This is a genomic window from Ruegeria sp. PrR005 (genome assembly GCF_010500245.1).
GTDB classification, from domain to species: domain Bacteria; phylum Pseudomonadota; class Alphaproteobacteria; order Rhodobacterales; family Rhodobacteraceae; genus Ruegeria_B; species Ruegeria_B marisflavi.
On the sequence record NZ_JAAGOX010000011.1, the window covers coordinates 626,082 to 652,767 of the forward strand.

The following is a 26,686-nucleotide window of genomic DNA, read 5'->3' on the forward strand; positions in this document are numbered from 1 at the left end:
CGTCTCCTTAGAACGTCCGCGCCTTGGGCGCGATTCTCTTCAGGCTGATGCCACCTTGCTCTTCGGTGGTCAGCGGATCGACAACAACCGGACGATAGCTCAGATCCACCTTGTTGCCCTTGACACGGGACACGGTGTGAACGCGCCAGTTCTCGTCATCGCGGGTGGTGAAATCCTCGTGCGCATGGGCGCCCCGGCTTTCCTTGCGTGCCTCGGCGCCGACGATGGTGGCCAGTGCGTTCGGCATCAGGTTGGTCAGCTCCAGCGTTTCCATCAGGTCGCTGTTCCAGACCAGGCTGCGGTCGGACACGCTCAGGTCATCCATCTTGGCAGCAATCGCGGTCATCTTCTCGACGCCTTCGGCCATGGTCTTGGCGGTGCGGAACACGGCGGCGTCGGCCTGCATCGTCTTCTGCATCTCCAGCCGCAGCTCGGCGGTGGCAATGTTGCCCTTGGCATGGCGCAGCCCGTCGAACCGGTCGAACGCCCTTTCGATCGAAGCCATGTTCAGCACCGGGTTCGATGCATCGCGGTCCACGACCTTGCCGGCCCGGATCGCGGCCGCACGACCGAACACAACCAGGTCGATCAGCGAGTTCGACCCAAGCCGGTTCGCCCCGTGAACGCTGGCACAGCCCGCCTCGCCCACGGCCATCAGGCCCGGAACAACCGCGTTCGGGTCAGCGGCGGTCGGGTTCAGAACCTCACCCCAGTAGTTGGTCGGAATGCCGCCCATGTTGTAATGCACGGTCGGCAGAACCGGGATCGGTTCCTTGGTCACGTCCACACCGGCAAAGATCTTGGCGCTTTCCGAGATACCCGGCAGCCGTTCCGCCAGCGCCTCGGCCGGCAGGTGGCTCAGGTTCAGGTGGATATGGTCGCCATCCTTGCCCACGCCGCGGCCTTCGCGGATTTCCATGGTCATAGAACGGCTGACATAGTCGCGCGGCGCCAGGTCCTTGTACTGGGGCGCATAACGCTCCATGAACCGCTCGCCTTCGGAGTTGGTCAGGTAACCGCCCTCGCCCCGCGCGCCTTCGGTGATCAGGCAGCCCGAACCGTAAATCCCGGTCGGGTGGAACTGCACGAATTCCATGTCTTGCAGCGCAAGGCCCGCACGGGCCACCATGCCGCCACCGTCGCCGGTGCAGGTATGCGCCGAAGTGGCGGAAAAATAGGCGCGGCCATAACCGCCAGTCGCCAACACCACCATCTTGGCGTTGAACACATGCATGGTGCCGTCATCCAGCTTCCAGCAGACAACGCCCTGGCACTGCCCATCCTCGGACATGATCAGGTCGATGGCGAAATACTCGATGTAGAATTCCGCGTTGTTCTTCAGCGACTGGCCATAAAGCGTGTGCAGGATCGCGTGGCCGGTCCGGTCCGCCGCCGCACAGGTGCGCTGCACTGCCGGGCCTTCGCCAAACTCGGTCGTATGCCCGCCAAACGGGCGCTGATAGATCTTGCCCTCTTCGGTACGCGAGAACGGCACACCGTAATGTTCCAGCTCATACACCGCCTTGGGCGCCTCGCGGGCGAGGTATTCCATCGCGTCGGTATCGCCCAGCCAGTCCGACCCCTTGACGGTATCGTACATGTGCCACTGCCAGTGGTCCGGCCCCATGTTCGACAGCGACGCGGCGATCCCGCCCTGCGCGGCCACGGTGTGCGAGCGGGTCGGGAACACCTTGGTCACACAAGCGGTGCGCAGCCCCTGTTCGGCCATGCCCAGCGTTGCGCGCAGACCGGCCCCACCGGCGCCGACCACGACAACGTCATATTCGTGCGTTTCGTATGCGTAAGCAGCCATTGTATCCAAGCTCCGGTCTTAAAGTGCGATGCGCGCGATGGCGAAAAGGCCGGTCGCGGCAGCGGCATAGGAAAGGCAGATCACCAGGATGATCAGAACCTTCTGCATCAGCCCGTGCACATAGTCCTCGATCATCACCTGGGCGCCGTCGGCGAAATGCTTGAAGCCGACAACCAGCGTCAGGGCGGCCACAATCGCCGGGAACGGGCGCGAGAAGTATTCCAGTACCGCTTGGTGCGGCTCACCCAGCATCGGGCCAAAGGTAAAGACGAACAGCGGCATCAGCAGCAGCAGCGCCACGGCCTGTACCTTCATCATCCAGAAATGGTGCACGCCCGATTTGGCCGAACCCATGCCAACGGCGCGTTTACGGTCGGTAAGATAACGCATCTTCGGCCTCCGTTATGCGATGACCAAGAGGGTCACGAGTGTCAGGACAAAAGAGCCGATCACAACGGCCCAACCCAGTTTCTCGGCTGTCGGCAGGTCCAGACCCAGGGCATAGTCCCAGATCAGGTGCCGGATACCCGCCAGGGTGTGATACCACAGCCCCCAGAGCGAGGCCGCCATGACCAGATCGCCGAGAAGCGAGGTGATGACCCCGTCGGCAACGGCGAAATACTCGGGCGAGGTCGCGGCCGCGAGAAACCACCAGACAATCAGCAGCGCGGCAAGGATCAGCGCGTTGCCGGTAATCCGGGTCAGGATCGAAGTGACAGAGGTCAGCTGCGGACGATAAATCGACAGATGCGGCGAAAGCGGGCGGTTGCCCCGATTGACATCGGCCATGGTGGCTCCTTTCCGTTGGCTGCGCTTGGTTTTACCGGTTTTTTTCGATCTGTCACGCGCTGCAACTGCAAAATGGCGCGGTTTTTTGTCCTTGCCACCCAGAATTTCGCTTTTGTGATCACGCAAATAAACAGCGTGATCACATTTCATTCCTATCGACTGGAATGTGAGCGATAGCAGCGGGAAGGCTTGTGATCACGAATCCGGGCCGCCTCAATCCAAAGCGGCGTTCTGCTGGGTGACTTCGCGCAACAGCTTTTTCCGGATGCGTTCGGGGTAATCGGCGAATCCCGACGCGGTGACGACAAAGGCACCCTCTCCGACGATCACGTTTTCATAGTAATAGGCGGTCAGATCCGGCTCGCTCTGTTCAATGGCAATCGCATTCACCGTGATGCCCAAGGCCCGCAAATAGGGGTGCAGCGCTTTCGGCTCGATCCCTTCGTTTGATGGTCCGTCGCCGGACAGGTCGATCAGATGTCGCGTGCAATCGCCGACCTCGGCAAACGCCTCCATCGTGGTTTCCAGCGCCTCGCCCACGGCGGTGGAGTAGTTCCGCCAGACACGCGGGTCGTTCGCGACACGCCCGGCAAACGCATCCAGCGCCTCGAATGTATCGACCGTTGTCCAGGGGATGGTGATCTGTTGTCGGGAAACGCCGGTCCACTGCACGAGCATCAGCCGCGCCCGGGCCCGCACCAGCGCCTCGGAGATCACGGAATCATTCAGGGCAAACGCCAGCCCGTCCATCTGGATGCGGTATTCCTCGGCATCGACCGAACCCGACACATCCACCGCCAAGGCCAGCGCCAAATCGCAGGCTACGACCGGGCCAGAGATCAAAACCGCCAACGGCGAAAGCAAAAACCGCATGGAAAGCAGGCTACAACAGGCTGGGCAATCTGTCCTGCGATAAAGGAGCCGATCACGATTTCGGGAACCGGCGCCGCGCGACGGCAGGGCCTTGCGCAATCAGGCGCTGTTGCCTCTGAACACAAAAAACAACGCGATAGCGATCAGTGTAACCTGAAACTCCATCCCGCCATAGGGATGGGTTTCACTCGGTGTAAAACTCCACTGTCCCCAATGGACCACTGAAATCGCCCCGACCAGAATGACGATCGCCAGCAGGCCCGCCAACCTGGTCAGCACGTCGCCCAACTGGGAACTTGTCAGACCGCCCAGGGCCAGAAAAGCCGGTACGGCGAATTCCACAGAGGCCACCATGGTCATCGTCCCGGTCGACAAACCAAACGTCTCGGCCGCGGTCGGAATCTGCGTGGCTTTGTTTGCGCCGTGAAAGAGAAACGTTGCCGACAACGCAAATCGTAACAGCCAATGTGCCATCGGCGCATCCATCGACAATGTGCTTCCTAGATTCTTTCGATGAAAATCATATTCCTTGTAACGCTCGGTCACGGGTCGATTCCTTTCGGTTGCGAGTCCGCCAACTTCAAGGCTCAAGTATATCAAAAACGGGATCCGTTGGCACGGACCCCGTTCTGTTCTTTCGTATAGGTCGCTTAATCCGCCTTGGAACCAGCCCTCAGACGGGCATCAGCGCCCAATAGTCGAGGTCCAGCAGCACGTCGGGCCGGTACTTCCCCGCCTCATCGCGCAACTCGAACGGCGCACCGCCCTTGGTCGCCACCAGACGCAGACGCAGCGCGCCGACACCGGGAACCCCGGTCTCGGCCTTGTCCAGCACCTCGCTCCACGCCTTGATCGTGTCGCCCGCAAAACAGGGATTGGCATGCGCCCCGCCGTTCAGCCCCACGATCATCTGCGCATTGGCCAGCCCGTTGAAACTCAGCGCGCGCGCCATCGAGATCACGTGCCCGCCATAGATCAACCGCCCCTCGGGGCGGAAGGTCAGGTCAAAATGCACCTTGGCCGTGTTCTGCCACAGGCGCGTGGCCAGCATATGCTCGGCCTCTTCCACCGTCACGCCGTCCACATGGTCGATGGTCTCGCCCACGGCATAGTCGCCCCAGCGATGCGGCTCGCCCGCCAGCGCGAAATCATAGGTCGAGAAATCCAGCCCCTCGGGCACCACCAGATCGGCGGGCGCCAGCGCCTTTTTCAGTTCGGGCACCACGGTTTCCGGCGCGGGCGCCTCCAGGTCGCGTTTGCGCACCATCACCCAGCGGACGTATTCCATGACGGTCTCGTCACGCTGGTTCAGTCCGCGCGTGCGGACATAGACCACGCCGGTCTTGCCGTTGGAGTTCTGCTTCAGCCCGATCACCTCGGAAACCGAGCGCAGCGTATCCCCCGCATAGACCGGTTTCAGCCAGCGGCCTTCGGCATAGCCCAGGTTGGCCACCGCGTTCAGCGACACATCCGGCACCGTCTTGCCGAACACCACATGAAACGCCGCCAGATCGTCGATCGGGCTGCCCGGCAACCCGCATGCCTGCGCAAACGCATCCGAGGAATAGAGCGCATGGCGTGCCGGATAAAGCGCATGGTACAACGCGCGCTCGCCATTGGTCACAGTGCGCGGCACCGCGTGGTGCAGAACCTGACCTACGGCATAGTCTTCAAAGAAACGGCCCGGATTGGTCTTTGCCATCATTGCTGTCCCAGTTTCATGTCAGCGGAGTAGTCGGCCGGGACATCCTTGGTCACTGCCTGCGCACAGCGCATGATGCCATTGGCCGCGTCATAGGCATAAGCCGGAGAGCCATAAAGCTCCCACCCCTTGGCCAGCGCGTCCGACACCTTGTGGCAGAAGGCCGACGTGTCCTCCTCGGTCAGGAGGCGATAGAGTTTCGACATTTGAGGTTCCTTACATCGGGAAGGGCGACGGGCCGACCAGCCCGTGGATATATCCGATCACGCCCAGCAGAACGACAGACGCGACAAAGAACATGCCATCCTTTGCCAATGTTCCCTGCGGACCCGGGGTCCACTCCGGCTCGGCCGCATTGATCACGGCGACCTCGACGATGCCCCAGACAAACAGGCCGCCGAACAGGATGATCGAGGCCAGATCGCCATTGACCAGCAGGTGCGCCGCCGCCCAGGCCCGGAACCCGGCCAGTTGCGGATGCCGCATCTTGTGCAGCAGCTTGCCCTTGGTACCGGCCGGGCTCATCATCCAGATCGCCACCAGCATCAGCAGGTTGTTGGCATGGGTCATGTAAGAGGGCGGTGCCCAGACATGCACATAGGGCGTCATCCTGAACCCGATCACCATCAGCGCGACCGAGGCCAGCAGCACCAGCGCCACGACCCCCTTGCCACGATCGCCCATCGCGGCGCGCTGCGCAGGCCGGACCCGCTTGAACAGATGTGCACCCCACCAGAGTGCCACACCAAGGATCAGAAGAACGAAGCCCATAACGGTTTATCCTGCTTGCAAAGACAATATCGCCTCTGCTTTTGCCAGAATTTCACGGGCAGTTGCAACGTGCAGGTTTTCCACGATCTTGCCATCCACCACGGCCACGCCCTGCCCGCTGGCCTCGACCTCGGCAAAGGCGGCAATCTGGCGGCGGGCCAGGTCGATCTCGGCCTCGGACGGGGCAAAGGCCGCGTTGGCGATATCCACCTGCGCCGGATGGATCAGCGTCTTGCCGTCAAACCCCATGTCGCGGCCCTGCGCGCATTCGGCGGCCAGCCCCTCGTCATCCTTGAACGCGTTATAGACGCCGTCGATGGCGATCAGCCCCTCGGCCTTGGCCGCCAGCAAGCACAGGCCCAGCGAGGTCATCATCGGCAGCCGGTCGGCCCGGAACCGGGTCTGCAACTCCTTGGCCAGATCGTTGGTGCCCATCACAAACCCGGTCAACAGCGGATGCGCGGCTATCTGGGCCGCGTTCAGCATCCCGCGCGGGGTTTCCATCATCGCCCAGATCGGCAGGTCGCCAGTGATCGCCGCCAACGCGTCCACATCCGCTGCTCCGCCCACCTTGGGCAGCAGCACCAAGTCGGCATCCATCTCGCGCACCGCCTCGGCATCAACCCGACCCCAAGGCGTGTCCAGCCCGTTGATCCGCACGATCCGCACCTTCTGGCCATAGCCACCCTGCGCCAGCGCCGCCTTCAGCGTCTCGCGCGCGTTGTCCTTTTCGTCTGCGGCCACCGCGTCCTCAAGGTCAAAGATGATCGCGTCCACCGGCAGGCTGCGCGCCTTGTCCAGCGCCCGCTCCTTGGAGCCGGGAATGTAAAGGACGGAACGATAAGGGCGCTGGCGCGGGTCCATGAGTCTCTCCCAAAGCAATATTGTTGCGCGGAGAGGGACATTTTTTACCGGAATGTTCAAGGCAAAAATCGCCGCATTGCAGCATATGCCCTGCGTTGCGGGGGCCCGCACGCAGGGTTAACCGGTTTGCAGAAGGTTATCGGCAGGCTTTTTCCCACTGGATCGGGGAGCCGGGCACGGCGGGCCGTGCCGGGCGACCCCGGGGAAAGGGGAAGACCCATGAAGAATACCATGTTCAAGATGACGATGGGCCTAGGCCTGATGGCCCTTGCGGCCCAGCAGGTGAACGCTCAGACCCAAGGGCAGAACTGCGCCCCGCGCACCGTGGTCCTGAAACACCTGACGGAGAAATACGGCGAGGCGCGCCGCGGTATCGGCCTGGTGCAACAAGGCTCGGTGATGGAGGTGTTTGCCTCTGACGAGACCCGCACCTGGACCATCATCGTGACATTGCCCAACGGCATAACCTGCATGGTCGCTTCGGGCGAGGCCTATGAAACACTGACCGAGGCGCTGCCCGCCTCCGGCAACGACGCCTGAACCGGCGGGGGCCCGCCGCCCCCGCCCCACCGCTCAGGTCAGCGCGTCCCAGATCAGCTTGACCCCGGTGACCGTCAGCATCAAATGCGCCAGCGCAAAGAACAGCCGCTCGGACACCATGTGATGCGCCCGCACCCCCAGCCAGGCGCCCAACAGCGCAAAAGGCGTCAGCAGGACATCGGCCCAGGCGGTCTCCAGCGTGAACATTCCCAGCCAGGCATAGGGTATGAACTTGGCGATGTTGATCGCCCAGAAGGTGACAACCGTGGTGGCCTGAAACTCGGTCTTGCCCAGCTTCTGCGACAATAAATAAACCGCCGCAGGCGGCCCGCCCGCATGGCTCACGAAACTGGTGAACCCCGCCACCGCCCCGGCCAGCAGCCCGGCGGACGGCGGCAGGCGGTTGGCGAACTCCCGCACCCAGCCGCGCCCCCGCGCCACCTGCCAGACCACAAACGCCACCGAGATCCCGCCGATGAGCAGCCGCAGCAGATCGGCGTCCGTGGCATGATACAGCCACGCGCCCAGCGCCACACCCGGCATGCCCCCCAGGATCAGCAAACGGGCATCGGGCCAGCTCCACCGCCGCCGATAAGGGCCAAGCGTGGCCAGGTCGATCACCATCAACAACGGCAACATCAGCGCCAGCGCCTGCCCCGGATCGAGATAGATCGCCAGAATCGAGGCCGAGGCAAATGCGACGCCAGAGCCGAAACCGCCCTTTGATATTCCGGCGAAAATCACCGCCGGGATGGTCACCGCGAAAAAGCCGATACCCAGTTCCGGCACGCTCTTTGCCCCATAAATCCCTGTGCAGAAACAGCTTTAGCGCAACCAACCCCGACCGGACAGGGTAAATGCGCCGTGATGCCGCGTCGCAGAACCCTTGCGCGATGCCGCATTACGCACTAGCACAACGTCGATTTTCAACCGGACCGGAGATACTCCAAATGGCCAGACCCAAGATCGCGCTCATCGGCGCAGGTCAGATCGGCGGCACGCTCGCCCACCTCGTCGCGCTGAAGGAACTGGGTGACGTCGTCCTCTTCGACATCGCCGAAGGCACGCCCGAGGGCAAGGCGCTCGACATCGCGGAATCCGGCCCCTCCGAAGGGTTCGACGCCAAGCTCAAGGGCACCCAGTCCTATGCCGATATCGCGGGCGCCGATGTCTGCATCGTCACCGCCGGTGTGCCGCGCAAGCCGGGCATGAGCCGCGACGACCTCCTGGGCATCAACCTCAAGGTCATGAAATCGGTCGGCGAAGGCATCCGCGACAACGCGCCTGACGCCTTTGTCATCTGCATCACCAACCCGCTCGACGCGATGGTCTGGGCGCTGCAACAGTTCTCGGGCCTGCCCGCGAACAAGGTCTGCGGCATGGCGGGCGTGCTCGACTCTGCCCGTTTCCGCCACTTCCTGGCCGAAGAATTCAACGTGTCGATGAAAGACGTCACCGCCTTTGTGCTGGGCGGCCATGGCGACACCATGGTGCCGTCGGTCCGCTACTCAACCGTAGCCGGTATCCCGCTGCCCGACCTGGTCAAGATGGGCTGGACCAGCCAACAGAAACTTGACGCCATCGTGCAGCGCACCCGTGACGGCGGCGCCGAGATCGTTGGCCTGCTGAAAACCGGTTCGGCCTATTACGCCCCGGCGACCAGCGCCATCGAAATGGCCGAGGCCTATTTGAAGGATCAGAAGCGCGTTCTGCCCTGTGCCGCCTATTGCGACGGCGAACTGGGCGTCAAGGGCATGTATGTGGGCGTGCCCACCGTGATCGGCGCCGGCGGCATCGAGCGTATCATCGACGTGTCGCTGACCAAGGAAGAGCAGGACATGTTCGACAATTCAGTCAACGCGGTCAAAGGCCTGGTCGAGGCCTGCAAGGGCATCGACAACTCGCTGGCCTGAGGCAGCTCGGAAAACACCGGCACAATCCGGTTTTTCCAATGACAGATTTGCGATGGGCCCGGAAATCCGGGCCCTTTTCCTTTGGCAGCCCGGCCTACGACCTGACGAGCGCCAGGGCGATCACCCGCTGCATCTCGGCCAGGTAATCCGCCGCGCTCCAGCCGTTTTCCAGAACGCAATGCGCCCAGCCATCCATGTTGAGCAGCGTGAAATACAAGTCCGCCGCCCGCTCCTCGGAAAGGTGAACCAGCAGATCGCCATCGGCGCGCAGGGCCGCAACCGCCGCGGCACAGCCCTCCTTCATGGCGCGAATGCGGTCGTCCCATGCGGCCCTTGCCTCCTCGTCGGCCGGTCCCAACCGCTCCAGCGCCTGTTTGAGCGGATAGATCGCCGGGAAGAACTCCAGCATGGCCGTGGTATAGGCCGCCAGACGGCTGCGCCCGTCCGGCGCCGCGCGGCTGGGGGCAAGCCGGGCATCGACCTCCAGCGTATCGCCAAAATGCAAGATCGCCGCGATCAGCATGTCGGTTCGGTTGGTAAAGTGGTCATAGACCGTCTGCCGCGTGACACCGGCGGCCCGTGCCACGTCGATCATCCGCATCGGGGAGCCTTCGGGGGCCATCAGCAGCGACAGAACCGTTTCCAGCAGCAACAGGCGGGTTTGTTCCCGTTTATTTGACATAGTGTAAGATTTTACTTGACTCGATGTAAGATTCTGCCCCATTCAACCACTCATCTTACATTGTGTAAAGTGAGTCCTGCCATGTCCAATCTCGTCAAGATCTTCCTGCTTGTCTCCGCTGCCGTCCTGATCCTGATCGGCGCCCTGCTCAGCTTTACGCCCGAGGTTCTGTATGCCAGTTCCGGGCAAAACCTTACCGATGTCGTGTTAATCCGCTCGGACCTGCGTGCGGGCGGGATGTTGCTGCTTTTGTCGGGCCTCGTCGTGCTAGCGGCCGCGCTGCGCGGCCGCCACACCACATCCGCGCTGCAACTCTCGGCGCTGATCTACCTGGGCTACGGGCTGGGCCGTCTGTTCGGTATCGGCTTTGACGGCGCACCGGATGCGATGCTGATCGCGGTCACGGGCGTGGAATGGGCGCTGGGCCTGGGCGCGCTTGCCCTGCTGCGTTGGGGTCAGACTGGACCCGAAGCCCGGGTACTGGCACCCAATTGACACCCTTCCCGCTCGCACCCCGCCGGTCCCGGCCTTTTCAGGCCGGGACAGAGCCTTGGTCCTCGAAATGCATCCGGTAAAGCCGCCGCCACCGCTTGCGATGACGGTCGAGGTCGGGCACCTCAAAGTCCAGCCCATCATCAAAGGCCCGAACCGACAGGTCACCCGCCCGCCCCATGGCGTGCAGCGCCGCGCCCGGGTCGATCTGCGGCCGGCGCACCAGGCCCAGCGCCTCCATCCGCGCCAGATCCTCGGGCGGCAGCGCCTTGAGGTTCTGGTGCAGTTGCAGCAGTGCGAACATGTCGCCGCGGTTCTCGTCCACATAGCCGATCTGGGCCTGACGGGACGGCACCAGCCCGCCATGCGCGGCGGCGCCGCCGCCACGATCGGACCAGCCCCGCAACAGCTTCATGATCCAATGGAACCCAGTCAGCCCGTCGAAATGCAGCACCCGTGCCGTGGTCGCAGGCCAGTGCAACAGGGCGTCGCGCCCGCTCCGGGCGCGCGGTGAATGGATGCCCATCAGGCAGTCGCGATCGCTGCGCACCACCGATTTCCCCTGCGAATGCGCGACGATCCCCCGATGCAGCATCGGTTGCACCTCAGGATCCAGAACCTCGGCCTGTACCGGCCACCCCCGCGCCAACGGCGCCCGCATGTAACCGTCGAACAGCTGCGCCTGCGGGCGGGTCGCGTCAAACACGCGCTCGAGGTTCGGCAGGTGCAGATAGTCGACCGTATCCGGCAAGGCGCCCAGAACATCCGCCAGCGGCACGTCCGCCTCGATGAACTCATCCGCATCCAGATGCACGATCCAGTCCGCCTCGGCGCGGGCATAGGCCCGTCCGGCATTGCGCAACTGCCGTTTTTCATTGGCTGGCGGCCGCGGCCCGCCCAGCGTTTCCCGCCAATACGCGGCATCGCAGACAGTGACACGGCAGCCCGGAATCCGCGCCAGCGCCGCCTCTTGCACAGGGTCCGGAGCATCGAGATAAAGCTCGACATAGGCCGCCCCCTGCGCCAGGTGATGGGTCACGAAACTCAGCGTCAGAACCAGGCTCTCGCGACAGGTGGCCACCACCGCCCAGGTCACACGCTCGGTTCCGGCGTCGCGAAAATACATGCCTGCCTCTCTGCCCGCGCGCCTGCCGCGCTTGCCTCACAGGCTAGCTCCAGCCCCGGGGCAGATCAACCGCCCCTGCGCCCGGACAGCGCCGCCGACCGTTAGCGCCCAAGCTCCAGGCCGCCGTGGAAACCAAGTTTTCTGCAACTGCGAATCAACGGTACTCACGGGTTTTCGAATATGTGATCACACATTTTCAACGTGTGATCACAAATATCGAAAATCTTCCTCAAAAACCCGGGAGGCGTCAAAAAACCCTTTAAGGATCGGCATTAGACAACCCTATATGCTGGGTAATCGCAGTCAGACGGGACAGAATTCTATGAATATCCATGAATATCAGGCCAAGGCACTTCTGCGCAGCTACGGCGCTCCGGTGTCCGACGGCCGCGTGGTTCTCCGGGCCGAGGATGCCAAGACCGCGGCCGGTGAACTGGACGGGCCGCTCTGGGTGGTCAAGGCCCAGATCCACGCAGGTGGTCGCGGCAAGGGCAAGTTCAAGGAGGCCGATGCCGGCGAAAAGGGCGGCGTCCGTCTGACCAAGTCGGTCGAAGAGGCCGCCGAGGAAGCCAAGAAGATGCTGGGCCGCACGCTCGTCACTCACCAGACCGGCCCCGCCGGCAAGCAAGTGAACCGCATCTATATCGAGGCAGGCTCGGGCATCGAGACCGAACTGTACCTGGCGCTGCTGGTCGACCGTCAGACCAGCCGCATCTCCTTTGTCTGCTCGACCGAGGGCGGCATGGATATCGAGGAAGTCGCCGCCAGCACCCCGGAAAAGATCCTGTCCTTCGCCGTCGACCCGGTGACCGGCTACATGCCCTACCACGGCCGCCGCATCGCGTTTGCCCTGGGCCTGCAAGGCGCTCAGGTGAAACAGTGCGTGTCGCTGATGGGCCTGCTCTATCGTGCCTTCGTCGAGAAGGACATGGAGATGCTGGAAATCAACCCGCTGATCGTCACCGACAAGGGCGACCTCAAGGTGCTCGACGCCAAGCTGGGCTTTGACGGCAACGCGATCTACCGCCACTCGGACATCGCCGAACTGCGCGACACCACCGAGGAAGACCCCAAGGAACTCGAAGCCTCCAAGTACGATCTCAACTACATCGCACTCGATGGCGAGATCGGCTGCATGGTCAACGGCGCGGGCCTGGCGATGGCCACCATGGACATCATCAAGCTCTACGGTGCCGAGCCCGCCAACTTCCTCGACGTCGGCGGCGGCGCCACCAAGGAGAAGGTGACCGAAGCGTTCAAGATCATTACCTCGGACCCCAACGTCAAAGGCATCTTGGTCAACATCTTCGGCGGCATCATGCGCTGTGACGTGATCGCCGAAGGCGTGGTCGCCGCGGTCAAGGAAGTGGGCCTTCAGGTTCCGCTGGTCGTCCGTCTCGAAGGCACCAATGTCGAAAAGGGCAAGGAGATCATCAACACCTCCGGCCTGAACGTCATCGCCGCCGACAACCTGTCGGACGGTGCCGAGAAGATCGTGAAAGCGGTCAAGGGCTGAACGTAGGGTGGGCGGCCCGCCCACCATCCCCCAATGAATGGTGGGCAAGTCTGCCCACCCTACGACAGATTTCAAAGGAGAACGCCAAGATGGCAGTCCTCATCGACGAAAATACCAAGGTCATCTGCCAGGGCTTCACCGGCTCGCAGGGTACCTTTCACTCGGAACAGGCCATCGCCTATGGCACCAAGATGGTTGGCGGGGTCACCCCCGGCAAAGGCGGCAGCACCCACCTCAACCTGCCCGTCTTCAACTCTGTGCACGAGGCCAAGGCCGTGACCGAGGCCAACGCCTCCGTCATCTACGTCCCGCCGCCCTTTGCCGCCGACTCGATCCTCGAGGCGATCGACGCCAAGATGGAGCTGATCGTCTGCATCACCGAGGGCATCCCGGTGCTCGACATGATGAAGGTCAAGCGCGCCCTCGAAGGCTCGTCCTCGCGCCTCATCGGCCCCAACTGCCCCGGCGTGATCACCCCCGGCGCCTGCAAGATCGGCATCATGCCCGGCCATATCCACAAGCGCGGCAGCGTCGGCGTTGTGTCCCGCTCGGGCACCCTGACCTATGAGGCGGTGAAACAGACCTCGGATATCGGTCTGGGCCAGTCCACCGCCGTGGGCATCGGCGGCGACCCGATCAAGGGGACCGAGCATATCGACGTGCTGGAATGGTTCCTGGCCGACGATGAAACCGAAAGCATCATCATGATCGGCGAAATCGGCGGCAGCGCCGAGGAAGAGGCCGCCCAGTTCCTGAAAGACGAGGCCAAGAAAGGCCGCAAGAAGCCGGTCGCCGGTTTCATCGCGGGCCGCACCGCCCCTCCGGGCCGCCGCATGGGCCACGCGGGCGCCATCGTCGCCGGCGGCAAGGGCGGCGCCGAGGACAAGATCGAAGCCATGCGCTCGGCCGGGATCGTCGTCGCCGACAGCCCGGCAACCCTGGGCGAGGCCGTGCTGGCCGCCATCGGCAAGTAACCCGCCGGCCCCGCGCCGGCGCGGGGCGGCATTGAAATCGGGAGGACACATGACGTTCGGTCAATCCATAGGAACGTGTTTCTCGAAATACTTCACTTTCTCCGGGCGGGCCTCTCGCCCGGAGTACTGGTATTTTTTCCTGTTCATGGTGCTGGGCAACGTGGTGGCAACCCTGCTCGACGCGGCGCTGTTCGATTCCGTGACCACAACGGTCGAAACCTCGGACACCGGCGCCAGCGCCAGTATCGAGAATACCGGCCCCATCAGCGCGCTGTTCTCGCTCGCCCTGTTCCTGCCGCATCTGGCCGTGGCCTTTCGCCGGATGCACGACACCGGCCGCAGCGGGCTTTTTGCGCTGTTCCCCATTTTGCTGATGATCGGCGCCGGATTGCTCCTGGTCTTCGGCATCGGCATCGCCTCCAGCTTCGCCGCTGGCGGCTCGCTCGACCTTCTCTTCACCCGCGCCACGCTGCTCTTGCTGATCCCGACGCTCGCCGTCCTGATCATCTCGCCGCTTTTGGTGCTGTGGTGGCTGACCCGGCCCAGCCAGCCGGGCACCAATCAATACGGTCCCAACCCTCATGAGGTACAAAAATGACCGAACAATCGCCCAACTCTCAGTTTCATGCCTCGTCCTTCATGCAGGGGCATAATGCGGAATACCTCGAACAGCTCTATGCCCGATACGCCAACGACCCCGCGTCGGTCGATGCCGCCTGGGCCGAGTTTTTCCGCGCCATGGGCGACGCGGACACCGATGTAAAGAAAGAGGCCGACGGCCCCAGCTGGGCGCGCGCCGACTGGCCGCCGATGCCCGCCGACGACCTGACCGGTGCTTTGACAGGTCAATGGGCCGAGGTTGATGGCAAGGCCGCCGGTAAGAAGATCAAGGAAAAGGCCGCCGCCGCAGGCGTCGAGATCAGCGAAGAGCAGGTCAAGCGCGCCGTGCTGGATTCGATCCGCGCCCTGATGATCATCCGCGCCTATCGCATCCGGGGCCATCTCGTGGCCGACCTCGACCCGCTGGGCATGCGCGCGGGCACCCCGCACCCCGAGCTTGACCCGCGCACCTACGGGTTCTCGGATGCCGATCTGGACCGGCCGATCTTCATCGACAACGTGCTGGGCCTGACCCATGCCTCGATGCGGCAGATCATCGACATCGTCAAACGCACCTATTGCGGCACCTTCGCGCTGCAATACATGCATATCTCGGACCCCGAAGAGGCTGCCTGGCTGAAGGAACGGATCGAAGGCTATGGCAAGGAGATCTCCTTCACCCGCGAAGGGCGCAAGGCCATCCTGAACAAGATGGTCGAGGCCGAGGGTTTCGAGAAGTTCCTGCATGTCAAATACATGGGCACCAAGCGCTTTGGCCTCGACGGCGGCGAGGCGCTGATCCCCGCGATGGAACAGATCATCAAGCGCGGCGGCGCGCTGGGGGTCCGCGAGATCGTCATCGGCATGCCGCACCGCGGCCGCCTGAACATCCTGGCCAACGTGATGGGCAAGCCCTATCGCGCGATCTTCAACGAATTCCAGGGCGGCAGCTTCAAGCCCGAGGATGTCGACGGCTCGGGCGACGTGAAATATCACCTCGGCGCCTCCTCGGACCGAGAGTTCGACGGCAACACGGTTCACCTCAGCCTCACCGCCAACCCCTCGCATCTCGAGGCGGTCAACCCCGTGGTTCTGGGCAAGGCCCGCGCCAAGCAGGACCAGTTCGGCGACAAGGACCGCACCTCGGTCATGCCGGTGCTGCTGCATGGCGACGCCGCCTTTGCCGGTCAGGGCGTGGTGGCGGAATGCTTCCAGCTTTCCGGCATCCGCGGCCATCGCACCGGCGGCACCATGCATATCGTGGTGAACAACCAGATCGGCTTTACCACCGCGCCGCATTTCAGCCGTTCCAGCCCCTATCCCACTGATATCGCCCTGATGGTCGAGGCACCGATCTTCCACGTCAACGGCGACGACCCCGAGGCGGTGGTACACGCCGCCAAGGTAGCCACCGAGTTCCGGCAAAAGTTCCGCAAGGATGTGGTGATCGACATCTTCTGCTATCGCCGGTTTGGCCATAACGAGGGCGACGAGCCCATGTTCACCAACCCGATCATGTACAAGCGGATCAAGACCCACAAGACCACGCTCAGCCTCTACACCGAGCGTCTGGTCCGCGACGGGCTGATCCCCGAGGGCGAGATCGAGGACATGAAGGCTGCCTTCCAGGCGCATCTGAACGAAGAGTTCGAAGCCGGCAAGGACTACAAGCCCAACAAGGCCGACTGGCTGGATGGGCGCTGGTCGCATCTGGACAAGAACAAAGAGGAATACGTGCGCGGCGAAACCTCGATCTCGCCGGAAACCCTGGCCGAGGTCGGCAACGCCCTGACCCGCGCGCCCGACGGCTTCGCCATGCACAAGACGGTCGAACGCCTGCTCGACACCAAGAAGGCAATGTTCGACACCGGCAAGGGCTTTGACTGGGCCACCGGCGAGGCGCTGGCCTATGGCTCGCTCCTGACCGAGGGCTATCCGGTTCGCCTGGCGGGCCAGGACGCCACGCGCGGCACCTTCAGCCAGCGCCATTCCGGCCTGATCAACCAGGAAACCGAAGAGCGCTACTACCCGCTCAACAACATCCGCAACGGTCAGGCGCAGTATGAAGTCATCGACTCGATGCTCAGCGAATACGCGGTGCTGGGTTTCGAATATGGCTACAGCCTCGCCGAACCCAACGCGCTGACGCTGTGGGAGGCACAGTTCGGCGACTTCGCCAACGGCGCCCAGATCATGTTCGACCAGTTCATCAGCTCGGGCGAAAGCAAATGGCTGCGCATGTCCGGCCTCGTGGTGCTGCTGCCCCACGGGTTCGAGGGCCAGGGCCCCGAGCACAGTTCAGCCCGCCTGGAACGCTTCCTGCAAATGTGCGGCCAGGACAACTGGATCGTGGCCAACTGCACGACACCGGCCAACTACTTCCACATCCTGCGCCGGCAGATCCACCGCACGTTCCGCAAACCGCTGATCATGTTCACGCCCAAGTCGCTCCTGCGGCACAAGCTGGCGATCAGCACGGCCGAGGATTTCACCACCGGCTCCAGCTTCCACCGGGTCCTGTGGGATGACGCGGAAAAGGGCAACTCGGACACCAAGCTGGTCGCCGACGACAAGATCAAGCGCGTCGTCATGTGCTCGGGCAAGGTCTATTACGACCTGCTCGAAGAGCGCGACGCGCGCGGCATCGACGATGTCTACCTGCTCCGGATCGAACAATACTATCCCTTCCCCGCCCACTCGCTGATCGCCGAGCTGGAGCGGTTCAAGGGGGCCGAGATGGTCTGGTGCCAGGAAGAGCCCAAGAACCAGGGCGCCTGGTCCTTCATCGAGCCCAATATCGAATGGGTGCTGACCCGTATCGGCGCCAAGCACTCCCGCCCGACCTATGTGGGCCGTGCCACCTCGGCCTCGCCTGCCACCGGTCTGGCCAGCCAACACAAAGCCCAACAAGAGGCGCTCGTGAACGAAGCGCTGAGCATCGAAGGAAAATAACCGATGACGATCGAAGTTCGTGTCCCCACGCTTGGCGAATCCGTGACCGAGGCCACCGTGGCCACCTGGTTCAAGAAACCCGGTGATGCCGTGGCCGTGGACGAGATGCTCTGCGAGCTGGAAACCGACAAGGTGACCGTCGAGGTCCCGGCCCCCGCCGCTGGCGTGATGGGCGAGATCGTGGCCAAGGAAGGCGAAACCGTGGGTGTCAACGCCCTGCTGGCCACCATCACCGCGGGCGAAGGCGCCGCCGCCGCCCCCGCCGCCGCTGCGGCCCCTGCCGCCGCCACCCCCGCAGCCTCCGGCGGTTCGGTCGACGTGATGGTGCCCACGCTGGGTGAATCGGTGACCGAGGCCACCGTCTCCACCTGGTTCAAGAAAGTGGGCGATACCGTTGCGCAGGACGAGATGCTGTGCGAGCTGGAAACCGACAAGGTCTCGGTCGAGGTCCCCGCACCCGCTGCCGGTGTTCTGGCCGAAATCGTGGCACCCGAAGGTGCCACCGTGAATGCCGCCGCGAAACTGGCGGTGATCTCGGGCAGCGCCTCGGGCGCCTCTCCCGCGCCTGCGGCGCCTGCGGCCGCCGTCACCCCGTCGCTGGCCACCTCCAAGGACGTGGCCAATGCACCCTCGGCTGAAAAGGCGATGGCCGAGGCCGGGATCAGCCCGGCTCAGGTCACCGGCACCGGCCGCGACGGCCGCATCATGAAAGAGGACGTCGCCGCCGCCGTGGCCGCCGCCGCAGCAGCACCCGCCGCCGCCGCGCCTGCCGCTCCGGCCCCTGCTGCCGCAGCCCCCCGTGCGCCGACGCTGGCCGAGGATGCCGCCCGCGAGGAACGCGTCCGCATGACCCGCCTGCGCCAGACCATCGCCCGGCGCCTGAAGGACGCCCAGAACACCGCCGCGATCCTGACCACCTATAACGAGGTGGACATGACCGAGGTGATGGAGCTGCGCAACACCTACAAGGACGCGTTCGAGAAGAAGCACGGCGTGCGCATGGGCTTCATGTCCTTCTTCACCAAGGCCTGCTGCCACGCGCTGAAAGAGGTACCCGAGGTCAACGCCGAGATCGACGGCCAGGACATCGTCTACAAGAACTATGTCCACATGGGCGTCGCCGCCGGCACGCCGCAGGGGCTGGTGGTGCCGGTCATCCGCGACGCCGACCAGATGTCCTTTGCCGAGATCGAAAAGGCCATCGCCGAAAAGGGCAAACGCGCCCGCGAAGGCAAGCTCTCCATGGCCGAGATGCAGGGCGGCACATTCACCATCTCCAACGGTGGCGTCTACGGCTCGCTGATGTCCTCGCCGATCCTGAACCCCCCGCAGTCGGGCATCCTCGGCATGCACAAGATCCAGGACCGCCCGATGGTCATCAACGGCGAGATCAAGATCCGCCCGATGATGTACCTGGCTCTGTCCTACGATCACCGCATCGTCGACGGCAAGGGCGCCGTGACCTTCCTGGTGCGCGTCAAGGAAGCGCTCGAAGATCCCCGTCGCCTGCTCATGGATCTGTGATCCAAGACAACCGGCCTCGCACCATGTCCGGTGCGAGGCCGAAACCATCCAAGGCCGGACAGGCAAACAATCCGGGTAAGACGGGTCAGATGATTGACGGAATGCTATCCAGATTTGCCGCGCTCCGGGTCAAGCACCGGCGGCCCGCTGCCTTACATGCCGGATCAAAAGGACACTAACCCATGGCAACCCATGCCCTCTGGCAGGCCGACGTGGCCGATTTCGACTCCTGGCTCAAGGTATTCCGCGAGGATCGCGCAATGCGCAAGGCCGCGGGCATCCGCGACCTGCATGTCTGGCGCGACCCCGAACGCGCCGACCATGCCGTGGCCCTGTTCGAGATCACCAACCTCGCCTCGGCCAAGGCCTTCTTCGACAGCGAGGAACTGGCCATGCATCACGAACGTGGCGGCATCGCCCATATCACGGTGAAACTGCTGACACCGGTCTGATCCGGCGACGGCACGACATTTCAGGCACCGGGCCGCAACAGCCCGCCCGGCGCACACGAAGGAGAGATAAAATGGCTAGTTATGACGTTATCGTAATCGGCGCCGGCCCCGGCGGCTATGTCTGCGCCATCCGCTGCGCCCAGCTGGGTCTGAAAACCGCCGTGGTCGAAGGCCGCGAAACCCTGGGCGGCACCTGCCTGAACGTGGGTTGTATCCCCTCGAAGGCGCTGCTGCATGCCTCTCACAGCCTGCACGAGGCACAGCACAACTTTGCCAAGATGGGCCTCAAGGGCAAGGCGCCCTCGGTCGACTGGAAACAGATGCTCGCCTATAAGGACGAGGTGATCGAGGGCAACACCAAGGGCATCGAATTCCTGTTCAAGAAGAACAAGATCGACTGGATCAAGGGCTGGGCCACCATCCCCGCCGCAGGCAAGGTGCAGGTGGGCGACGACACCCACGAGGCCAGGAACATCATCATCGCCTCCGGGTCTGAGCCCGCCTCGCTGCCGGGTGTCGAGGTAGACGAGAAAACCGTGGTGACCTCGACCGGCGCGCTGGAACTGGGCAAGATCCCGAAATCCCTGGTGGTGATCGGCGCCGGTGTCATCGGGCTGGAACTGGGCTCTGTCTATGCCCGCCTGGGTGCCGAGGTGACCGTGGTCGAATTCCTCGACGTGATCACCCCCGGCATGGACGGCGAGGTGCAAAAGACCTTCCAGCGCATCCTGAAAAAGCAGGGGCTGAACTTCGTCATGGGCGCCGCGGTGCAAAAGACCGAAGTGGCCAGGGGCAAGGCCAAGGTCACCTACAAGCTGATGAAGAAGGACACCGAGCACGAGATCGAAGCCGATACCGTGCTGGTCGCCACCGGGCGCAAACCCTATACCGCCGGTCTGGGCCTCGACAAGCTGGGCATAGAGATGACCCAGCGCGGCCAGATCAAGGTCGGCAAGGACTGGCAGACCAACGTGCCCGGCATCTACGCTATCGGTGACGTGATCGAAGGCCCGATGCTTGCCCACAAGGCCGAGGATGAGGGCATGGCCGCCGCCGAACAGGTCGCTGGCAAGCATGGCCATGTCAACTATGGCGTCATCCCCGGCGTGATCTACACCTCACCCGAGGTCGCCAATGTCGGCGCCACCGAGGAAAACCTCAAGGCCGAAGGCCGCGCCTACAAGGTCGGCAAGTTCATGTTCATGGGCAATGGCCGCGCCAAGGCCAACTTCGCTGCCGACGGTTTCGTCAAGATCCTCGCCGACAAGGACACCGACCGCATCCTTGGCGCCCATATCATCGGCCCGGCCGCGGGTGAGCTGATCCACGAGGTCTGCGTCGCGATGGAATTCGGCGCCTCCGCCGAGGATCTGGCACTCACCTGCCACGCCCACCCGACCTATTCCGAGGCCGTGCGCGAAGCCGCGCTTGCCTGTGGCGACGGTCCGATCCACTCGTGACCCGCGCCTGCGGGGCGGTGCCCACCGCCGCCCCGCACCCCTCTGCCCAAGGGGCGTCAAACCCGGCCACTCTTGCTGCCCGGCATACACCATTTTGAATTTTCGACACTTTCAGGCATGATGACCTGATCCGAACCGGATGATCGCACCACTCGGGGGAAAGGGGTGTCATGGTCGATCAGGTCAAGCTCGCCGCCTTTTCAAGCTGGCTGATGGCCGGCGCACAACCGCCCAAGCCCATCGAGGCCGTTGTCGAGGAAAGCGCCGCCCGTCTGCGCGCGGCCGGTCTGCCGCTTGACGTGCTGATCGTCAACGGCCTGTTCATCCACCCCGATATCCGTGGCATCCAGATCCGCTGGACCGCACGGAACGGCGTGCGCCGGGTCACCTTCCGCCACGCCTATTTCGAAAGCAGCGATTTCGCCGCGACCCCGATCTCGCGCACCATCGCGACCGGGCGCTCCATGCGCTTCGAACTCGCGCGCCAGGACCCTGGGACCGATACCGCCTATGCCGCCGCGTTCCGGGCCTCGGGCTATACCGACATCCTGGTGTTGCCGCTCATCAACTTTGACGGCACGATCTCCGGCTGCATCGAGTTTGCCACCCGGACCGCCAAAGGGTTCACCCAAGAAGACATTACCGCCCTGCGCCGGGTTCAGGCGCCGCTGGCCCGGATGAAGGAGTTCTTCACCGAACGGTTCGACAAGCAGATCACGCTCGCCACCTATGTCGGCGACGCCACCAGCCGCAAGGTGCTGAGCGGCCAGATCGTCCGCGGCGACGGCGAGACCATTTCCGCCGTCATTCTCTTTGCCGATATCAAGGGCTTCACCGCACTGTCGAACCGCACCGCCTCGGCCGAGGTGCTGCAAGTGCTCAATCGCTTCTTCGATGTTATCGACAACGCCGTGACCCGCAACAATGGCGAGATTCTCAAGTTTCTCGGCGACGGGGTGCTGGTGATCTTTCCCACGCCCGACGACCTCACCGCGCAAGAGGCCGCCGCCCAAAGCGCGATGGCCGCCGTCACCGAGGCCCGGGAAACGCTTGCGGAACAAACAGGCCCGTTACAGATCGCCTTTCGCGCGGCGCTTCACATGGGCGATGTGTTCTTCGGCAATGTCGGCAGCCGCAACCGGCTCGACTTCACCGCCATCGGCCCAGCGGTGAACCTCTGCGCCCGCATGCTGCACGAGGCCTCGTCGCGTGACGCCAGAACGCTGTGCTCGGCGCAGTTCCGGACCATCGCCATCGGCCTCACCGGCACCCCCTTCACCTGCGAGGTCGCCGGTTTCGAGAAACCGGTCGAATTCCACGTCCTGGATTGACGGTTCCGCCGCCGCGCCGCATCGTCCGGCCAGAGGTGCCCGCCATGACCGATTTCGACCTGCCCGCCTACCTGAGCCGCATCCGTCTCGCCCCCGTTCCCGTCACCGCCGCCGGGCTGCACCAGCTCCAGCAAGCGCAGCTGCGCGCCATTCCCTTCGAGAACATCGACCCGTTTCTGGGCCGCACCCCCGACCTCGCGCCCCGGGCGCTGGCGGCCAAGCTCCTGCACGCCGGGCGCGGCGGCTATTGTTTTGAGCTGAACGCACTCTTCGGCGCCGCGCTCCGGGCCTGCGGCTTCGAAACCCGCCGCCTGCTGGCCCGGGTCCGCAACGGCAGGCCCACCGCCGGGTCACGCAGCCATGTGGCGCTGATGGTCACACTCGACGGGCGCCGCTACCTCGCCGACGCGGGCTTCGGCGGCCCCGGCCCGCTTGTTCCGCTGCTGATCGACACCGACGCAGCGCAGAGCGCACCGAACGGCACCTACCGCTTCCGCACCGATCCCGTTACCGGCGAGCGCCTGCTGCAACGCGACACGCCCGAAGGTCCCTTCATCCTCTACGGCTTTGACGAGGCCCATGTCAGCGAGGCCGATATCGAGGCCGCCAATCACCTCTGCGCCACCTGGGAAAAAATGCCGTTTCGCAACAACCTCTTGCTCTCGGGTTTCGACGGCACAACCCGCATCGGCGCCTTCAACCGGATGCGCACCCGCGACGCTGGCGGCGGGCTCGACAAGCAAGAGCTCACCACCCCCACAGACCTCACCACCCTGCTGACCCGCGATCTCGGGCTGCGCCTCGACCCGGCCACGCTCACGGCGCTCTGGGATCGCCTCGGCGTCACCTGACCCAATTCAGCTTCTTTCTGGGCGAAAACACTCCGGGGGTGAATTGGCCGCAGGCCAAGAGGGGTTGCAGCGCCCCCTGCCTCCGGTCGCCACGCGATCCGGCTCAGCCGGCCGCCCGTCCGGCCTCTTCCATCAGCGCATTGGACCGCTGCTCTACCGCCTCTTCCAGCCGCGCCATGAATTCGCCCCGCGCGATGCCCGGCGGGATCGGTTCCAGGAATTCCACCACTGCCAGCCCCGGCTTGCGCCGGATTCCCTTGCGGGGCCAGAACAGGCCCACATTGGTCGCCGCCGGCACGCAAGGATATTGCAACCCTTCGTACAGAACCGCGCTGCCCACCTTGTAGGGTTTGTACACCCCCGGCGCCACCCGCGTCCCCTGCGGATAGATCACCAGCTGGCCGGGTTCGGAAAACTCCTTGGCGACATCCTTGACCATCTTGGCCACCGCCGCGCCGCGCTTGCCGCGATCGACCGGGATACAACCCAGCCGCTTGGCATAGACCCCGATGATCGGTGTCCACAACAGCTCGCGCTTCATGATGAACTTGGCATGCGGCACCGCGTCAAAGATCAGCAGGATATCGAAAAAGGACTGGTGCTTGGCCGCTATCACCACCTCGCCCGTGGGCACCGGTCCCCGTACCTCGCCCCGGATCCCCACCATCCAGCTCGCCAGCCAGATGGTCGACCGGGCATAAAGCTTGCAGGCCTTCAGCGCCCCGCGCTTGGATACCAGCGCATAAGGGGTGAACACCAGGCCCAGCACCGCCATCCACAGATAGATCAGGACAACAAAGACCAGCGAACGCAGCCATTGCACCATCAGCTCAGCTCCTTCAACGTGCGCCGCGCCGCGGCCCAGGTGGCGGCAAAGGCCACCCCCGCGCCCAGCACCGGAATGACCAGCGGCAAGAGCCAGCCCAGCCCCTGAAACCCGAGCCCGGTCAGAAACCCGCCCTCGTCCGTGGCTTCGGGCAACAGCATGACACCCGCCATGCCCAGCACAACCCCCACCGCCGCGCCGATCAGCGCGCGCAGGGTGAACCGGCGCACAAAGGCGCCAGCGATGTAACGGTCACGCGCGCCCACCAGGCGCAGGACCTCGACCACCTGCGCATTGGCCGCCAGCGCCGCATTGGCCGCCAGCGTGATCATCGCCGCCGTGGCGCCACCGATCAGCAGGATGGACACCAGCGCCAGGCGGCGCAGCGAATTGGCCGCATCCACCAGCGGTTCCCGCCAGCGGGTATGGTCGTCCAGCACCGCACCCGGCACCTCGGCCGCCAACCGCAGCCGCAGGCCCTGCGCGTCATATCCCGGCTCAGCCCCCCGGATCTCGATCAGCTGCGGCACCGGCAGCGCGTCCAGCGGCAGATCCGCCCCGAACCAGGGCGCCAGCAGCGCCGCCTGCTCCTCGCGGCTCAGCGCCCGCACCTCGGCCACGCCCGGCGTCTGGCGCAGGATGGTCAGCGCCGTCTTGGTCTGCGCCGCGACCTGATCGCCCGGCGCGTTGATACGCAGCGTCGCCGCCCGCGCCAGTTCCGAGGCCCAGCGATCCGCCAACCGCCCCGAGGCCAGCGACAGCGCCAGCGCAAACACCGCCAGAAAGGCCATCGCGCCCGACACGAACAAGGTCAGTTGCGCGGTGAACCCCGACGGCGGCACCACCCGGTCGGCCTGCTTGTCGACCATGATCAATGTGCGGATGGTTCCCTCGCTCACAGGTCCGCCCCCGCCAGTTGCAACCGCCGGTTCGAAATCCGCAACACCCGCGCCTGCACCTGGCTCTTGGCGGCGCGGATCAGGCTCAGGTCATGGGTCGCGATAAGGATGGTCTTGCCCATCCGGTTCAGCTCGATCAGCAGCTGCAACAGCCGCTGCGACATCTCCCAGTCGACGTTGCCGGTGGGTTCGTCGGCCAGCACCACATCGGGCGACATGATCACCGCCCGCGCCAGCGCCGCGCGCTGGCGCTCGCCGCCTGACAGTTCCGGCGGCAGGGCCCCGGCCCGTTTCGTCAGCCCGACCCAGGCCATCAGCTCGTTCAGATTGTCCTGCTGCCCGGCCAGTCCGTGACCCGATACCGTCAGCGGCAGCGCGATATTCTCGGCCAGCGGCAAGTGGTCCAGAAACCGGCAATCCTGATGCACTACGCCGATACGGCGCCGGAACAGCGCCATCTGGTCCCGGTCCAGCTTGCGCAGATCCTGACCAAAGCCCATCACCTGTCCGGCGGTGGCCTGCAACGCGCCATAACACAGCTTCAGCAGCGTGGTCTTGCCCGATCCCGACGGCCCGGTCAGGAAATGGAACGATCCCGGTGACAGATCGACCGAGATATCGCCGAGAAGCTCGCCGCCGCCATAGCTGTAGCCCACATTCTCCAACTCGATCAAAACGCTGCCCCCTGCCGGTTCACCGCCTTTCTTGCCCGATGGGGAATACAGTTTCAATGCCCGCCTGAGTCCAATAGGCGACACATCACCGGTTCCGGGCCAAATCTCTCTTTCCGCAATCGGCTCAACCGCCTATGATCCGGGGAAAAACAAGCTCAGGCAGAATGAAAACCGGGAGACAGTATGCGTCTGACATGCCCGAACTGTGACGCACAATACGAAGTGCCGGACGAGGTGATCCCCACCGAGGGGCGCGACGTCCAGTGTTCGAATTGCGGCCATACATGGTTCCAGCCGCCGGCCGGCGCACCGATGCCGGACACCTCGGAGACCGAGGACGAGACGCTTCCGCCCGTCTATGACGACGTCGAGGAATACGACGACGCCGAGGAATACGAGGACGAACCGCACCCGACCGGCCCGGACCACGGCCAATCGGGCGCCTATGACGACGATTATGACGATTACGACGACGAGGATGACGAGGCGCCCGCCGAACCGGCCCCAAGCGGGCAGACCGGACGCGGCATAGACCCCGATATCTCGGAAATCCTGCGCCAGGAGGCCGCGCGCGAAGCCCAGCTTCGCGCCCGCGAGGCGGAAGCGCTGGAAAGCCAGCCGGACCTGGGTCTCGACGCCTATCCGGGCGACGAACCCAAACGGCGCGCCCGCGAGGCGCAGGACCGCATGGCTCGGATCCGCGGCGAAGAGCCCGAGACCGAGGCAGAGGCCGCCGGATCGCGGCGCGGCCTGCTGCCCGATATCGAAGAGATCAACTCGACCCTGCGCGGCGCAGACACCGTTCCGGCCGCCCCGGCGCCGGTCACCTCGAAACGGGCGCGCAAGCGCGGCTCCGGCGGGTTTATGCGCGGCCTCCTCGTGATGCTGCTGTTCGGCGCGGTGCTGTTCCTGCTCTATACCAACGCCCCGCAGATCGCCCGCAGCGTGCCGCAGACCGATCCGATGCTCAGCGCCTATGTCGCGCTGGTCGATCAGGCCCGGATCTGGCTCGACGCCCAGGCCGCGGCGTTCATGCCGCGTCCCTGACAGCGCCGGGACCTG

Annotated in this window: 28 protein-coding genes; 13 read left to right on the forward strand and 15 right to left on the reverse strand. The window is 64.2% G+C overall.

Annotated elements, in window-relative coordinates; translation table 11 throughout:
• Positions 1-7: 7 nt before the first annotated feature.
• From sdhA to G0P99_RS09515, 9 genes are all read right to left on the reverse strand, one after another.
• A complete protein-coding gene (gene sdhA, locus G0P99_RS09475; RefSeq protein ID WP_164129131.1) occupies positions 8-1,813 on the reverse strand; it encodes a succinate dehydrogenase flavoprotein subunit in 1,806 nt (601 codons plus the stop codon).
• A gap of 18 nt (positions 1,814-1,831) precedes the next feature.
• Positions 1,832-2,203, reverse strand: a complete 372-nt coding sequence (sdhD, locus tag G0P99_RS09480) for a succinate dehydrogenase, hydrophobic membrane anchor protein (protein ID WP_164129132.1) — start codon at positions 2,201-2,203, stop codon at positions 1,832-1,834.
• Between the two features lie 12 nt (positions 2,204-2,215).
• Entirely contained in the window at positions 2,216-2,602 is a 387-nt protein-coding gene (sdhC, locus tag G0P99_RS09485) for a succinate dehydrogenase, cytochrome b556 subunit (RefSeq protein WP_164129133.1), read from the reverse strand.
• Positions 2,603-2,815: 213 nt separating this feature from the next.
• Positions 2,816-3,475 carry a DUF1194 domain-containing protein gene (locus G0P99_RS09490; RefSeq protein WP_164129134.1) on the reverse strand — a complete coding sequence of 220 codons (660 nt, stop codon included), beginning with the start codon at positions 3,473-3,475 and terminating at the stop codon, positions 2,816-2,818.
• A gap of 99 nt (positions 3,476-3,574) precedes the next feature.
• Positions 3,575-4,021 (reverse strand): DoxX family protein, encoded by a 447-nt coding sequence (locus G0P99_RS09495; RefSeq protein ID WP_164129135.1) that lies wholly within the window; start codon positions 4,019-4,021, stop codon positions 3,575-3,577.
• Between the two features lie 127 nt (positions 4,022-4,148).
• Positions 4,149-5,177, reverse strand: a complete 1,029-nt coding sequence (locus G0P99_RS09500; protein ID WP_164129136.1) for a MaoC family dehydratase — start codon at positions 5,175-5,177, stop codon at positions 4,149-4,151.
• Entirely contained in the window at positions 5,177-5,383 is a 207-nt protein-coding gene (locus tag G0P99_RS09505) for a DUF1737 domain-containing protein (RefSeq protein ID WP_164129137.1), read from the reverse strand. Before G0P99_RS09505 ends, G0P99_RS09500 begins: the two co-directional genes overlap by 1 nt.
• Before the next feature lie 10 nt (positions 5,384-5,393).
• The gene (locus G0P99_RS09510; protein WP_164129138.1) at positions 5,394-5,948 is read right to left on the reverse strand and encodes an NnrU family protein; all 555 of its coding nucleotides are present in this window, start codon (positions 5,946-5,948) and stop codon (positions 5,394-5,396) included.
• Positions 5,949-5,954: 6 nt separating this feature from the next.
• On the reverse strand, positions 5,955-6,812 hold the full coding sequence (locus tag G0P99_RS09515; RefSeq protein ID WP_164129139.1) for a CoA ester lyase: 858 nt from the start codon (positions 6,810-6,812) through the stop codon (positions 5,955-5,957).
• A gap of 219 nt (positions 6,813-7,031) precedes the next feature.
• Here G0P99_RS09515 and G0P99_RS09520 point away from each other — a divergent pair, with 219 nt between their 5' ends.
• On the forward strand, positions 7,032-7,352 hold the full coding sequence (locus G0P99_RS09520) for a hypothetical protein (RefSeq protein ID WP_164129140.1): 321 nt from the start codon (positions 7,032-7,034) through the stop codon (positions 7,350-7,352).
• 33 nt (positions 7,353-7,385) lie between these two features.
• On the opposite strand, the gene G0P99_RS09525 is transcribed toward G0P99_RS09520, so the two are convergent.
• Positions 7,386-8,141, reverse strand: coding sequence for a sulfite exporter TauE/SafE family protein (locus G0P99_RS09525; protein ID WP_164129141.1), 756 nt, complete (start codon positions 8,139-8,141; stop codon positions 7,386-7,388).
• Positions 8,142-8,302: 161 nt separating this feature from the next.
• Between G0P99_RS09525 and mdh the strand changes: the two genes are divergently transcribed.
• The gene (gene mdh / locus G0P99_RS09530; RefSeq protein ID WP_164129142.1) at positions 8,303-9,265 is read left to right on the forward strand and encodes a malate dehydrogenase; all 963 of its coding nucleotides are present in this window, start codon (positions 8,303-8,305) and stop codon (positions 9,263-9,265) included.
• A 94-nt stretch (positions 9,266-9,359) separates the two neighbouring features.
• On the opposite strand, the gene G0P99_RS09535 is transcribed toward mdh, so the two are convergent.
• The gene (locus G0P99_RS09535; protein ID WP_164129143.1) at positions 9,360-9,947 is read right to left on the reverse strand and encodes a TetR/AcrR family transcriptional regulator; all 588 of its coding nucleotides are present in this window, start codon (positions 9,945-9,947) and stop codon (positions 9,360-9,362) included.
• An 81-nt stretch (positions 9,948-10,028) separates the two neighbouring features.
• On the opposite strand from G0P99_RS09535, the gene G0P99_RS09540 reads away from it, so the two are divergent.
• The gene (locus G0P99_RS09540; RefSeq protein WP_164129144.1) at positions 10,029-10,442 is read left to right on the forward strand and encodes a DUF4345 domain-containing protein; all 414 of its coding nucleotides are present in this window, start codon (positions 10,029-10,031) and stop codon (positions 10,440-10,442) included.
• A gap of 37 nt (positions 10,443-10,479) precedes the next feature.
• On the opposite strand, the gene G0P99_RS09545 is transcribed toward G0P99_RS09540, so the two are convergent.
• Positions 10,480-11,565, reverse strand: a complete 1,086-nt coding sequence (locus G0P99_RS09545; RefSeq protein WP_164129145.1) for a glycosyltransferase family 2 protein — start codon at positions 11,563-11,565, stop codon at positions 10,480-10,482.
• A 322-nt stretch (positions 11,566-11,887) separates the two neighbouring features.
• Between G0P99_RS09545 and sucC the strand changes: the two genes are divergently transcribed.
• The 9 genes from sucC to G0P99_RS09590 all read left to right on the forward strand — a co-directional run bounded on the left by sucC (position 11,888) and on the right by G0P99_RS09590 (position 23,225).
• Complete coding sequence (gene sucC / locus G0P99_RS09550; protein ID WP_093028093.1) at positions 11,888-13,081, forward strand: ADP-forming succinate--CoA ligase subunit beta; 1,194 nt, start codon at positions 11,888-11,890, stop codon at positions 13,079-13,081.
• An 89-nt stretch (positions 13,082-13,170) separates the two neighbouring features.
• Positions 13,171-14,055, forward strand: coding sequence for a succinate--CoA ligase subunit alpha (gene sucD / locus G0P99_RS09555; protein ID WP_164129146.1), 885 nt, complete (start codon positions 13,171-13,173; stop codon positions 14,053-14,055).
• Positions 14,056-14,104: 49 nt separating this feature from the next.
• Positions 14,105-14,653: a DUF805 domain-containing protein gene (locus G0P99_RS09560; protein WP_164129147.1), complete on the forward strand. Its 549-nt coding sequence runs from the start codon at positions 14,105-14,107 to the stop codon at positions 14,651-14,653.
• The gene (locus G0P99_RS09565) at positions 14,650-17,607 is read left to right on the forward strand and encodes a 2-oxoglutarate dehydrogenase E1 component (protein WP_164129148.1); all 2,958 of its coding nucleotides are present in this window, start codon (positions 14,650-14,652) and stop codon (positions 17,605-17,607) included. Before G0P99_RS09560 ends, G0P99_RS09565 begins: the two co-directional genes overlap by 4 nt.
• Before the next feature lie 3 nt (positions 17,608-17,610).
• Complete coding sequence (odhB, locus tag G0P99_RS09570) at positions 17,611-19,131, forward strand: 2-oxoglutarate dehydrogenase complex dihydrolipoyllysine-residue succinyltransferase (RefSeq protein WP_164129149.1); 1,521 nt, start codon at positions 17,611-17,613, stop codon at positions 19,129-19,131.
• A gap of 182 nt (positions 19,132-19,313) precedes the next feature.
• Positions 19,314-19,583 carry a hypothetical protein gene (locus G0P99_RS09575; RefSeq protein WP_164129150.1) on the forward strand — a complete coding sequence of 90 codons (270 nt, stop codon included), beginning with the start codon at positions 19,314-19,316 and terminating at the stop codon, positions 19,581-19,583.
• A gap of 71 nt (positions 19,584-19,654) precedes the next feature.
• Positions 19,655-21,043 (forward strand): dihydrolipoyl dehydrogenase, encoded by a 1,389-nt coding sequence (gene lpdA, locus G0P99_RS09580; RefSeq protein WP_164129151.1) that lies wholly within the window; start codon positions 19,655-19,657, stop codon positions 21,041-21,043.
• Between the two features lie 170 nt (positions 21,044-21,213).
• Complete coding sequence (locus G0P99_RS09585) at positions 21,214-22,374, forward strand: adenylate/guanylate cyclase domain-containing protein (RefSeq protein WP_164129152.1); 1,161 nt, start codon at positions 21,214-21,216, stop codon at positions 22,372-22,374.
• A 44-nt stretch (positions 22,375-22,418) separates the two neighbouring features.
• Positions 22,419-23,225, forward strand: coding sequence for an arylamine N-acetyltransferase (locus G0P99_RS09590; protein WP_164129153.1), 807 nt, complete (start codon positions 22,419-22,421; stop codon positions 23,223-23,225).
• A 103-nt stretch (positions 23,226-23,328) separates the two neighbouring features.
• Here the strand turns inward: G0P99_RS09590 and G0P99_RS09595 are convergent, their stop codons facing one another.
• The 3 genes from G0P99_RS09595 to G0P99_RS09605 are packed head-to-tail and all read right to left on the reverse strand — an operon-like array spanning position 23,329 to position 25,624.
• Positions 23,329-24,051: a 1-acyl-sn-glycerol-3-phosphate acyltransferase gene (locus tag G0P99_RS09595; protein WP_164129154.1), complete on the reverse strand. Its 723-nt coding sequence runs from the start codon at positions 24,049-24,051 to the stop codon at positions 23,329-23,331.
• Positions 24,051-24,950, reverse strand: a complete 900-nt coding sequence (locus G0P99_RS09600) for an FtsX-like permease family protein (protein ID WP_164129155.1) — start codon at positions 24,948-24,950, stop codon at positions 24,051-24,053. The genes G0P99_RS09595 and G0P99_RS09600 overlap by 1 nt, the downstream gene beginning before the upstream one ends.
• Entirely contained in the window at positions 24,947-25,624 is a 678-nt protein-coding gene (locus tag G0P99_RS09605; protein WP_164129288.1) for a cell division ATP-binding protein FtsE, read from the reverse strand. Before G0P99_RS09605 ends, G0P99_RS09600 begins: the two co-directional genes overlap by 4 nt.
• Before the next feature lie 183 nt (positions 25,625-25,807).
• On the opposite strand from G0P99_RS09605, the gene G0P99_RS09610 reads away from it, so the two are divergent.
• Complete coding sequence (locus G0P99_RS09610; RefSeq protein WP_164129156.1) at positions 25,808-26,671, forward strand: zinc-ribbon domain-containing protein; 864 nt, start codon at positions 25,808-25,810, stop codon at positions 26,669-26,671.
• The last annotated feature ends 15 nt before the right edge of the window (positions 26,672-26,686 follow it).